General features: G+C 43.4%; 11 protein-coding genes and 1 tRNA gene. 4 read left to right on the top strand and 8 right to left on the bottom strand.

The window, feature by feature from the left end; genetic code table 11:
• The first annotated feature begins 163 nt into the window (after positions 1–163).
• From lpxC to GX654_01000, 3 genes are all read left to right on the top strand, one after another.
• The gene (gene lpxC / locus GX654_01010) at positions 164–1,480 is read left to right on the top strand and encodes a UDP-3-O-[3-hydroxymyristoyl] N-acetylglucosamine deacetylase (protein NLD35429.1); all 1,317 of its coding nucleotides are present in this window, start codon (positions 164–166) and stop codon (positions 1,478–1,480) included.
• A gap of 28 nt (positions 1,481–1,508) precedes the next feature.
• Positions 1,509–2,510 carry a hypothetical protein gene (locus tag GX654_01005; protein NLD35428.1) on the top strand — a complete coding sequence of 334 codons (1,002 nt, stop codon included), beginning with the start codon at positions 1,509–1,511 and terminating at the stop codon, positions 2,508–2,510.
• 317 nt (positions 2,511–2,827) lie between these two features.
• Entirely contained in the window at positions 2,828–3,484 is a 657-nt protein-coding gene (locus tag GX654_01000) for a DUF2057 domain-containing protein (GenBank protein ID NLD35427.1), read from the top strand.
• 137 nt (positions 3,485–3,621) lie between these two features.
• On the opposite strand, the gene GX654_00995 is transcribed toward GX654_01000, so the two are convergent.
• Positions 3,622–3,696, bottom strand: a tRNA-Val gene (locus GX654_00995).
• Positions 3,697–3,747: 51 nt separating this feature from the next.
• Between GX654_00995 and GX654_00990 the strand changes: the two genes are divergently transcribed.
• Positions 3,748–4,443 (top strand): HAD family phosphatase, encoded by a 696-nt coding sequence (locus tag GX654_00990; GenBank protein ID NLD35426.1) that lies wholly within the window; start codon positions 3,748–3,750, stop codon positions 4,441–4,443.
• 14 nt (positions 4,444–4,457) lie between these two features.
• Here the strand turns inward: GX654_00990 and GX654_00985 are convergent, their stop codons facing one another.
• The 7 genes from GX654_00985 to GX654_00955 form a co-directional block, all read right to left on the bottom strand.
• Positions 4,458–5,273, bottom strand: a complete 816-nt coding sequence (locus GX654_00985; protein ID NLD35425.1) for an RnfABCDGE type electron transport complex subunit B — start codon at positions 5,271–5,273, stop codon at positions 4,458–4,460.
• Positions 5,270–6,085: an RnfA-Nqr electron transport subunit gene (locus GX654_00980; GenBank protein NLD35424.1), complete on the bottom strand. Its 816-nt coding sequence runs from the start codon at positions 6,083–6,085 to the stop codon at positions 5,270–5,272. The genes GX654_00985 and GX654_00980 overlap by 4 nt, the downstream gene beginning before the upstream one ends.
• A 42-nt stretch (positions 6,086–6,127) precedes the next feature.
• Positions 6,128–6,739 carry an electron transport complex subunit RsxE gene (gene rsxE / locus GX654_00975; protein ID NLD35423.1) on the bottom strand — a complete coding sequence of 204 codons (612 nt, stop codon included), beginning with the start codon at positions 6,737–6,739 and terminating at the stop codon, positions 6,128–6,130.
• The gene (locus GX654_00970) at positions 6,739–7,383 is read right to left on the bottom strand and encodes an FMN-binding protein (protein ID NLD35422.1); all 645 of its coding nucleotides are present in this window, start codon (positions 7,381–7,383) and stop codon (positions 6,739–6,741) included. Before GX654_00970 ends, rsxE begins: the two co-directional genes overlap by 1 nt.
• A gap of 1 nt (position 7,384) precedes the next feature.
• Positions 7,385–8,371 (bottom strand): RnfABCDGE type electron transport complex subunit D, encoded by a 987-nt coding sequence (locus GX654_00965; GenBank protein ID NLD35421.1) that lies wholly within the window; start codon positions 8,369–8,371, stop codon positions 7,385–7,387.
• A gap of 3 nt (positions 8,372–8,374) precedes the next feature.
• Positions 8,375–9,754 carry an electron transport complex subunit RsxC gene (rsxC, locus tag GX654_00960; GenBank protein NLD35420.1) on the bottom strand — a complete coding sequence of 460 codons (1,380 nt, stop codon included), beginning with the start codon at positions 9,752–9,754 and terminating at the stop codon, positions 8,375–8,377.
• A gap of 161 nt (positions 9,755–9,915) precedes the next feature.
• Entirely contained in the window at positions 9,916–11,019 is a 1,104-nt protein-coding gene (locus GX654_00955; protein NLD35419.1) for a glycerol dehydrogenase, read from the bottom strand.
• Positions 11,020–11,035 lie beyond the last annotated feature (16 nt).

Below are 11,035 nucleotides of genomic sequence, written 5' to 3'. Positions count from 1 at the left end.
GTAACCAGACTGAACTATTACTTGAACATGTAATACTACGCCATTGTTGCTATGAAAAACGAAAAGGAAGAATCAACTATTACAAACATTTAAACCATATTTGTCGCTTAGCTTGACGCCAATGCGCCTTCGCGGGAATGACGTATACAGGTAAGGAAAATTAATGTCAAATAAATATCCTATATATGTAGTTGATGACGAGCAATCCATCTGTGATTCTCTCAAGGGGATCTTTTCAGATGAAGGCTATGATATAGTCACCTGCCCTGATGCAAAGACTCTTTTTGAAAAGGCAGCAGAGTTGCCTCCCGCCCTTGTGCTTCTAGATATATGGCTGCCCGATATTGACGGCCTTGAGGTGCTGACTAAACTCAGGCAGTATTACCCTGATACAGCGGTAATAATGATGAGCGGTCATGCGGGTATAACATCTGCGGTTACCGCAATCAAAAAAGGCGCATCAGACTTTCTTGAAAAACCCCTTAATATGGATGTACTACTAGAAAAGGTAAGTAACGCCCTCAAGACACACGGTGAAAAAGATGTTGAGATACATCTCCCCGGCAGCAGGGAAAATATCAGCCATAAAAAGATAAATGCCGGGGTCGCCTCATTGATAGATTCTGATACGCCACAGAAGACCCTTAAGAGTAACATTGTTTTAAACGGCACAGGGCTTATGAGCGGCAGGAACACAGGAATTATTCTTTCCCCCCTTGGTGAGAACCAGGGAATAATATTTGAAACACTTGATGGTCAGCGCATTCCAGCCCATTTAACATCGCTTGAAAATTATCCTGCTGGTCGTGAATCATTAAACTTTCCGGCAAACTCAACTGTTCTTGTGTCAAACGGGAGCCACATCCGCACTGTTGAACACCTTATGGCAACCCTTCATATGTTTGAGATTAATAATGCCCTTATCAAGGTGGATGAAGAGATCCCCAATGTTGACGGGTCTGCCGAGGATTTCTGCAAACTGGTAGAGGAAACAGGGACAGTAAACCAGGGTGCATTATCCAAAAAGATAGTTATTAATGAAAGATTTGTCATAGGCATGGAAAAGGAAACTGAAAAATATATATGTGCCGAACCCTATAACGGGTTTGAGGTTTCCATGCGAATCAATTATGCGGCCCCTATATTTGAACAGATATTTACATTTAATAAGAAAAAACAGTCTTTTGCTCAAGAAATAGCCCCGGCCCGATCCTTTAACACATTTGAAAATATTGGTATGGCCCAGAAGATGGGGAAGGTTGGCGGAGGATACCTTGACTCGCACATTATCATTTATGATGGAGAGGTTATTAACACAACCCTTAGATACCCTGATGAGTTTGTCAGGCACAAGATTCTGGATATCATCGGTGACCTTTATCTTCTAGGATACCCGGTTCAGGGTAGAATAACAGCAAATATGACATCACACGGTTTTAATCATGCCTTTACGCAGAAGATATATGATGCTTTTCGATAAATAAACAATTAATAAAAGGAGGGGATTTATGAGAAAAGGATTTATGGTTTTTACTGTAATCTTGTTTTTATTACCCGGAGTTTATGCTTTTGGTGCAGGCAAAACCTGTGACCGCGCATGTCTTGAGGGCTATATAGATAAATATCTTGATGCCATGAAGGATAACAATCCGAGCCTTGATCTGTTTGCAAGAGACTGCAAATTTACTGAAAATGGCGTTCAGCTGCCTCTTGGCGGTGAAGGTCTGTGGTACAGTATGTCAGGAAGGGCAAATTACAAATTTTATGTGCCTGATATAGAGACGAGGCAGATCGCATATATCGGGACAGTAAAGGAAGCGGATATGCCTGCTCAGGGTGGTCAACCTGCCAATGAGAAGATAGTAGCGGTTTCCATACGATTAAAAATAGATGACAATGGGAAGATATCCGAGGCTGAGCAACTTGTGATGCGGCCTGAAAGAAAACTGTTTCCTGAAGAGCAGGCTGGTGGGGCACCCAGATTCCTTCCAACAGGTGAGGCAATAGATAAGATGGGTGCGCCGCACCCAATATATATGCAGGCCATACCTGAAAAAGAGCGTATGTCACGTGAAGAACTTGTAAAGGTGGCTGACTATTATTTTGAAGGCCTTCAGAGAAACGATGGGAAAGGTTATTATCCCTTTACCGATGACTGTGTCCGTTTTGAAAATGGTATGGATGTGTTGCTGCAAACCGATCCAACAACAGGTGCAAAGACACGCATGACATGCAAACAACAGTTTGAAGAAGGGTTAAAGGGTATTGTTACACGCATCCGTGACCGAAGGTTTGTGGCAGTTGACCAGGAACGAGGGATTGTTTTTGCATTTGGTTTTTTTGACCATTTATCAATAAACTGGACATGGCAGATTTCAGAGCTTTTCAAGATAGAAAAAGGGCAGATAAGGCGCATAGAGGCCGCATTTCTGCAATGTCCATACGGCATGAATTCAGGCTGGAGCACATATCAGCAGGGTATGTCTGAAGAGATCCAGAGTGTGAGATAGATTTTGTGCCAACAGCAGGGGACGGCCGCGACCATTCCCTGCTGTGGTGCTTGACCCAAATGTTTTCGTATGCTGTAGAGACAATGCCAACCAAAATACCGGCGGATAAACATGCCTTGTTTTTTCGGCATACAGTATTATTGTTTTAGGGACTATGCATGTCTTTTTCATTGTAACATACAGTTATAATTGTCTTGACATAGGGAGCTTATCTCCCTATATTCGCTCATAAAAAAGATAGCTATTATAGCTTTTATCTAAGGTGCCAGAAGGCACATCACACTATTTTCTCCAAGGTTTTTATGGTGAGGGTTGATATGAAATACAGATCATTATTTGCAGTCCTGATTTCAATTGGAATATTTTTATCTTTTTTATCATGCATGAAACGCCAACCCATCAGGTTCTATGATGCATCAGAGGTATCACCTGCGGAGGCAGCACGCATAAGGGTTCCCGCAGACATCGAGGTTGTAAGTGTTGATGACCACCGTGTCAAATCTGTTGCTGATTATATACTCAGCACAATAGAGGAGATTCATGTGGCTCCGGGTGAGCGTGAAATCGTGGTTCGCTATATTAAGTTTTGGCCCTACGACAAGAAAAAAAATGAAGAAATCAAGTCTGAAAATATTGCACTGAAGTTCATCGCGGAAAGGGGTGGTCTTTATACATTGATCCATCCCGAGCTTGATGACATTATGGAAGCTAAGAAGTTCGCTGAAAATCCAGATATTCGGATAACGCAGATTGGACAATCTTCCTACAAAGAATACAAAATAAGCCAACCTGACCATAAGATACAAATAGAGAAATCCTCTGCCATGAAAGAAGATACAGCGCTAAAAGACGAATGGTATAATCTGAGTGAGGAAGAAAAGGAAGAATTCAGAAAATGGTTGGAATGGAACAACATGAGCGCGGAGGAAAAACAGAAGTTCAGAGAATGGACGAGTAAAAGCGATAAAGAGTAGTATTCCAGGGGTGTAAATGCGGAAGCTGGCAAAAAGTTTTCGGGCAGTTGAGCTGATAAATTCCCCAAATACACTTTAGAACAGGTTGAAATAATTTAAAAAGCCGCATATATTTATGCGGCTTTTAATATTTATGGTGGTAGGCGCGAAGGGATTTGAACCCATGACCCCTACCGTGTCGAGGTAGTGCTCTCCCCCTGAGCTACGCGCCTGAAGGTGAATGGGATAATAAACAATCCATACTCAATATGTCAAGGGGATTTGTGAACAACATTATGAAATATAAGGCTGTAATTTTTGATATGGACGGGCTCCTGCTCGACACGGAAAGGATATTTCTGGATGCATTTATAAATACCTGTGCAGAGCTTGATCAAAAATTTGATATGTCCCTCTTTATAAGTATTATCGGGACAAACTCCGTTAAGACAAAGGGTATACTTACAGAGGGATTTGGCAGGGGGTACAACCATGACAGGTTCAGGGAGGTATGGCTCAGAAATGTTGAAGAATATCTCTCAACCAATTTTATACCATTAAAGGAGGGTGCAGTTAATCTGCTTGAAAAGATCAGCTCTGTACCCATGCCAATGGCTATTGCCACATCGACAGGATATCACGATGCTGTAAAGACCCTGGAATCCACACATATTATTGACTACTTTAAATTTGTTGTTGGCGGGGATCATGTGACCAATGGCAAGCCTGACCCTGAAATCTATCTGAAGGCGGCTTATAAACTCGATGTTGCCCCAAAAGAATGCATTGTGTTTGAAGATTCTGAAAATGGAGTGAAATCAGCCCATGCAGCAGGTATGGATGTTATACAGGTGCCTGACCTTGTAGCCCCTTCCGATGAGTTAAAGACACTTGGGCACAGGATTTATGATTCACTTGATATGGTGACAGGTGATTTTGAACTTATATTTACTGGCTCCCACGGTCCAGCCGTGAAATGACCTGAATTTATTTTTTACATCCTTCCAATAAACCTTATACACTTTGTGGGACATTTTTCTTTTGCCTGAGATGTCTCTTCATATTTTGAAGCGTTGCAGGAGCTGTAATCAGCCCTTGAAAGAGTGCCTTCTACTATGAATATGTCAGAGATTTTTGAACATGCCTTGCAGCCAATACATGCCTTTTGACATACCTCTCTTGATTCCTTGCCTGTGTCTTTATTAGAGCATGCAACCACAGGTATGCTGTTTTCATTAAATGGCACAATGGTAATAATGCCCCTCGGACATACACGGGCACATGCGCCGCAGCCAATGCATTTATCATAATCCACAGTGGCAAGGCCATCTGTAACATGTATTGCATCATATTTGCATGCCTCTATACAATCCCCAAGCCCGAGGCAGCCATATGTGCATCCCTGTATCCCTGCAACCTGACTGGCTCCTATACAGCTTTTTTCACCATGGTAGTCATTACACAGAAGGCGTTCATAAAGTTTTGACCCGCAGTGCACAATGGCATATGATTTTAGCATCTGTCCGGCATCAACCCCCATTATCCGGGCAACAACATTAGCGCATGATTCACCGCCAACAGTGCATCTGTTTACAGGTACATTATTATCAACAACAGCGGCAGCATAGTCACTGCACCCGACATAGCCGCACCCGCCACAGTTGGCGCCGGGAAGTGCATTAAGTACCTCCTCTATCTTTGGGTTAACTACAACTTTGAATTTTATATTTGCCCACCCAAGTATCCAGGAAATTGCAACAGCGAGTAAAAAGAGGGTACAGGCGGAAATAGCAATGGTAATAAATGTCATCTTTTAGTGCTCCTGTATCTCTCTGTTTTATTTGATTCAATAGATGCTGTTTTTAATGATGTTTCAATATTATACACGGTCTGATCATTGCTGTTTTGAATCAATTCCTGAGGAGAAGAGATAAATGCCTTTCTTATACCTGAATCCACGCCTGTAAACCCCATAAAGGCAATAGCAAGTATCCCGCCTGTTACCAGGGTAATCGCAGCCCCCTTAAACGGTTTGGGGATATTGCACAGTTCAAGCTCTTCCCTGATCCCGGCCATTATGGATATGGCAATGGTAAATCCCACTCCGCCAAAAACAGCCAGTGTTAAAGACCTGCCGAGGTCCCATACATCATCAGGGTTATCAACACCGACAATGTTGCTCATTATTGTAAGGCAGGCAAAAAGGATAGCGCAATTTGTGGTTATCAGGGGCAGAAAGACCCCAAATGATTTATACAGCGGCGGATAAAACCTTTTCACATACATCTCAACAAACTGCACTGCGCCGGCAATAGAAAAGATATAGACTATATAACAGAGGATGGTAAGGTCAATTCCCTTTGCCACTGACTCAGGGACAAACAGCCCTGCAATAAATGAAGAAAGTGGCGCGCCAGGAATCAACACCAGCCTGGTTATAACCCAGCAGATCATGGATGCAATTGTTATGACAAATGTAACCGCGCATCCCATGCCGAATGCCATGCTGACATTCCGTGATACACCTATAAAAGGGCATATCCCCACAAAGTAATAGAGAACAAAATTATTAATGAGCGCCGCAGTCAATGCAATCATCAATATGTCAAAAAGATAATTCATTCAAACACCTGTCTATTATAATTTTAAATATCTTTCACTATTTTATTTCCCGGATTTTTTCATGTCGATCCAGTTTACAAGCCCCAGCATCAGCCCAAGTGTAATGAATGCGCCAGGTGGTAAAACCATTATTACCCAGTCAGGCCATGAGGCAGGAAGAACTGCAATACCAAAGAGACTTCCTGTTCCAAGTATCTCCCTTATTGCTGCAATACTGAGAATGGCAAGGCCGTAGCCAATTGACTGCCCTATGGCGTCTGATGCTGCAACAAATACCGGTTGTTTTGATGCGCACACCTCGCAACGGCATATTATTATGCAGTTGACTATTATAAGCGGTATATATGGCCCCAGAGTCTTGCTCATCTGGAAAAAATAGGCAGCAAGAAATCTGTCGGCTATTGTAACAAAGGTGGCTATTGTAAGTGTGAAGATCACAATACGAAGATGAGGCTTGAGCAGGTTTCTTATGAGGCTTGTAACAACATTTGCCCCCAGAAGAACAAAGGCCACAGAACAGGCCATTGTGATAGCAGGCTTCATTCCGTTGGTTACCGCAAGGGTAGGGCAGAGTCCCAGCAGTTGTCTGTAAACCGGATTTTCAGGCAGTATCCCGTTGATAAATCTCTCAATGGCAGTAGGTTGATCGGCCATTATCTGTTCTCCATGTTATTTGATTCAGGTGTAAGCGTTATATCCTTTTTTACATCGCCTATGGCGCTGTTAATGATGTCAGTTACGCTTCTTGATGAAATGGTTGCGCCTGAAACAGCGTCGATTTCATTCTCGTTTACCGATTTTCCTTTAATCGCAACCAGAGGAGAATAGGAGGATTTGCCGTTAAACTGATTTCTCCATGCATCTTCAATAATCTTGTTGCCCAGCCCAGGGGTCTCCTTCTGGTCGAGAATAAAAAGACCGGTGATTGTTTTTGCAGTTGCATCAAGCCCTATCAATAACTCGATTTTATCAGCATACCCCTGGCCTGATGCCTTTACCACATGGCCTGCCACATTTCCTGTATTATCAATGGCATCATAAACCGTATATGATTTTACAATACCCTTTTTTTCTGCCAGGATGCTTCTCTGCTTTATTGTAAAGGGCCTAGAAGAGGAGTCTGTATTGCTTTCTCCGGTAATTAACGCCGGTATCCTCTCCATTGTCTCTCTGGTCTTGTTTTCTTCGATTACAGGGCTGAGCCTGATGTGGACAGCCGCAAGTGTTACACTGAAAAATATTGAAAGCAGCAAAACAAGCCATGCCTGCAAAAGGTTATTGTTTTTAAATGAGCCCATATTATTTCCCCCCGAATGGTGTTGGTATAAACCAGCGATTTATCAGGGGAGTAATTGCGTTCATCAACAGGATTGCGAACATAAAACCTTCAGGATAACCGCTGTACATCCTCATAATCATGGTTAGAAATCCTACGCCAATACCAAAACAGAGCTTACCTTTGAAGGTGAGTGGCGAGGTAACAGGATCGGTGGCAATAAAGAATGCCCCGAACATGGTCGCACCGCCCAGTAGATTGTGATAAAAAAAGAGACCTGCATGGCCGTAGGTAATATCAACAATACCGGATATAAGGGCAATTACTGCAATAATAGTTAAAGGTATCTCCAATGATGCGGCCTTTCTCAAGATGAGATACAACCCTCCTGTAACGCTGGCCAGGACGCTTGTCTCTCCAATGGAGCCGGGCGTGTTACCAATAAGCATATTTGGGAGCGCAGTATGAATATTGCTGTATTTCAATGCTGCAAGGGGTGTTGCGCCTGATACTGCATCCGCCACACCGGATAGATTTGAGTAGGCGTCTGCACCCAGTATCCCGGTAAAGGCCATAATTACAAATGCCCTCCCAACCATTGCCGGGTTAAAGATGTTCATACCCAGACCGCCATAAATAATCTTACCCAGCCCAATGGCGGCAAACCCCGCTATTACGCCAGCAAACCAGGGCATGGATGGTGGAAGGGAAAATGCCAGGATAATGCCTGTAACAGTCGCTGAAAAATCATTAATGGTTATGGATTTTCCCCTCAGCCGCACAAAAATGAACTCAGCGGTAAGGCATGAACCAGTGCATATAACTATCTGCTTTACAGCGTATAATCTGAAGAAAAAGAGAGATACCAACATGACCGGGATCAGGGCAATAATAACATCTATCATAATTCTTCTTGTTCCTGCCCCCCTGTCAAGGATATGGGGAGAAGAGGTCACATGGATCACTGGTTCTCTTTTTATAATATTGTTTGAGTCTGTAATTTCAGGCATGGTTTATTTACCTTTATTTAATGCCTGTTGATTTGCTGCAAGTCTTTTGCCTGACCTTATCAACTGCACTAGATTTATTTTAGCCGGGCACACATAGGCGCAGCACCCGCATTCAAAACATGCATTAATGTTGTATTTTAATGCAACATCCAAATTATTATATCTTGAGGCCAATGCAAGCCTTGTCGGGACAAGGTTCATTGGGCAGGCATCAACGCATCTCCCGCACCTGATGCATGAGGTCTCTTTACCTTCACTGATCTCCTCTTTTGACAGTACAATTATACCTGTATTCCCCTTTATAACAGGCGTTGAAAGGTCAGCGAAGGCAAATCCCATCATGGGGCCTCCGGCCACAATCCTGCATGCCTCTTCCCTGAGCCCGCCGCAGCAGGCGATTATCTCTCCAACAGAGATGCCAAGGGGAATGAAAAGATTTTTTGGAATGTTAATCCCCTTACCTGAGATGCTTACTACCCTGTGGGTCAGTGGCCTTCCCTTAAATACCGCCATTGCGATGGCAGCCATAGTACCTGTATTACCTACATTTACACCAATATCCCCTGGAAGGCCTCCAAGCGGAACCTCAAGCCCCAGCACTGATTTTATAAGCTGTTTTTCTCCCCCCTGCGGGTATTTTGTCTTAAGCACTGCCACCTTTATGGATGTTCCTTGAGCCACCTGTCTGAGTTTCAGCATTGCCTCAGGCTTATTGTCTTCTATGCAGATAATTGTCTGCCCTGCAGATATTGCATGAGCCGCTATAAGGGAGCCGGCAACGATCGAATGAGGCGCTTCAATCATAAGCCTGTAGTCGCTGGTAAGGTAGGGCTCACATTCACATCCGTTTATGAGGAGCGTATCGATTTTCCGTTTATCATTTGGGGCGATTTTTACATGGGCAGGAAATGCAGCGCCGCCAAGTCCCACAATCCCTGAATCCCTGATTACTTTTGATATATGCTGAGGATCATAGGAGGATATCTTATCTAGTGACCAGTCATCTGAGGTAAGTTCATCCCACAATATTTTCGGAGCAGTCTGTTCCCCTTCACTCTTTATAACAACAGCCGGTAGACGTCTCCCATTCACCATAGTCACATTTCTATTATTTTTAACGATTCCTGAAACAGGGGAATGTATTGAGGCGGAAATAAATGCCTCTCCTGCGGCAACTGTCTCGCCGAATTTTACCACCTGTTTTAGTTCGACAATCTGCCTGGCCGGTGCCCCCACATGCTGTAGAAGTGGAAGCGTGACTGTTTCAGCTCCTTTTACAACCTCTATCTTTGATGTCCCTGAGATACCCTTGTTTTCAGGGGGATGGATGCCATGTCTGAAACCGCCTTTTCCAGAGGGTCTCTTAAAATTGAAAAGACTCATTATTCAAACCTTTTATCAGTAGAGTATCTGTATCCTTGTCCAATTGAAGATGACTGTTTTACCGCTCTAAATTATCCTTGAATTTAGTCGGCTATATAACAATATTTTATGCAAATATATCAACAACTTTTTTAAAAAATCCTGTTTTTTTTCACTGGATACTATTTGTCAATATCTTTATATCTTCTCCCCAGGGCATCCGCGGCCAGAATGATATCAGAGGCAAGCTCCTCAGTTACATCAAATGAAAGATTCTTCAGGTTTGAGCCCGGCCCGAAACAGCCCTTTCCTGCAAACTGGATGTTTTCTCTCGAGAGGTCATCCACCCCAAGCTCTTTTAGTGTGACAGGAAGACCTACAGCAATGCAGAATTTTAATACTTTTTCTATTTCTTCAAATGGGTAATTCTCTATCAGAAGGTTTGCTATTACGCCGAAACTGACCAGTTCCCCGTGAAGACAAGCCTCTGTCCCATTAAGTGAACCAACCCCTATACCAAAGGAGTGGGCAGCCCCAAGCCCGCAGTTCTCAAATCCGATGGAGCTTAAATAGCAGTTGGCCTCTATTACCATTTCCACGGCAGGGGTGACAATCTTGAGGTCAACTGCCATTTTTGCAGACTCACCATACTGCATAACAGTGTCATAGGTAAGTTTCGCAATGGCATTCCCGGCAAGGGTCGGTCGTGCATTCGCAAGGTTTTTTGCGCCTGTCAAATTGCAGGTGTTTGCTTCAAACCAGGTTGAAAGGGCATCACCCATACCCGCTACAAAATAACGCACAGGCGCCTCGGTTATTATCCTGGTATCGACAATTACAATGTCAGGATTTCTTTTTAACAGGATTATCTCATCTATAATATGATCCCAGGTATACTGCAATGCAACAGAGCTGCATGGTGCATCTGTTGATGCTACTGTGGGAATAATTATGAGAGGAAGGTCTGTCTGGTGGGAAACAGCCTTGGCAGTATCAATAGCAAGACCTCCTCCTACCCCTACAATAACATCGGCCTTGTGACTAAGCGCCCTGGATGAAAGGTCAAGGGCATCCTTTTTTGTGCCCCTTCCTGTAAAAACAGAAAAACTGCATTCAAGGTCATAGATGTTGATGCCCGGTAGCATCCTCTTTTCAACACGCGAAAGGGCGGTTTTGCCTCCTATTATAAAGGGTCTTTTTCCCAGTCGTGTAACATGTGTGGCAAATTCATCAATAACATTGTAACCCTGAATATACATGCCCGGCGCCTTCATTGTCTTAAGCATTTGTTGCCCTCAATTT

Source organism: Desulfatiglans sp., from assembly GCA_012513605.1.
GTDB lineage: Bacteria > Desulfobacterota > DSM-4660 > Desulfatiglandales > HGW-15 > JAAZBV01.
The sequence above is the reverse complement of the archived record's forward strand: the minus strand, read 5'-3'. Positions and strand labels throughout refer to the sequence as shown.

Excerpts from the sequence above, each read along its gene's own strand:
- lpxC (NLD35429.1), top strand. The coding sequence starts at position 164 with ATGTCAAATAAATATCCTATATATGTAGTTGATGACGAGCAATCCATC.
- GX654_01005 (NLD35428.1), top strand. The coding sequence starts at position 1,509 with ATGAGAAAAGGATTTATGGTTTTTACTGTAATCTTGTTTTTATTACCC.
- GX654_01000 (NLD35427.1), top strand. The coding sequence starts at position 2,828 with ATGAAATACAGATCATTATTTGCAGTCCTGATTTCAATTGGAATATTT.
- GX654_00985 (NLD35425.1), bottom strand. The coding sequence starts at position 5,273 with ATGACATTTATTACCATTGCTATTTCCGCCTGTACCCTCTTTTTACTC.
- GX654_00980 (NLD35424.1), bottom strand. The coding sequence starts at position 6,085 with ATGAATTATCTTTTTGACATATTGATGATTGCATTGACTGCGGCGCTC.
- rsxE (NLD35423.1), bottom strand. The coding sequence starts at position 6,739 with ATGGCCGATCAACCTACTGCCATTGAGAGATTTATCAACGGGATACTG.
- GX654_00970 (NLD35422.1), bottom strand. The coding sequence starts at position 7,383 with ATGGGCTCATTTAAAAACAATAACCTTTTGCAGGCATGGCTTGTTTTG.
- GX654_00965 (NLD35421.1), bottom strand. The coding sequence starts at position 8,371 with ATGCCTGAAATTACAGACTCAAACAATATTATAAAAAGAGAACCAGTG.
- rsxC (NLD35420.1), bottom strand. The coding sequence starts at position 9,754 with ATGAGTCTTTTCAATTTTAAGAGACCCTCTGGAAAAGGCGGTTTCAGA.
- GX654_00955 (NLD35419.1), bottom strand. The coding sequence starts at position 11,019 with ATGCTTAAGACAATGAAGGCGCCGGGCATGTATATTCAGGGTTACAAT.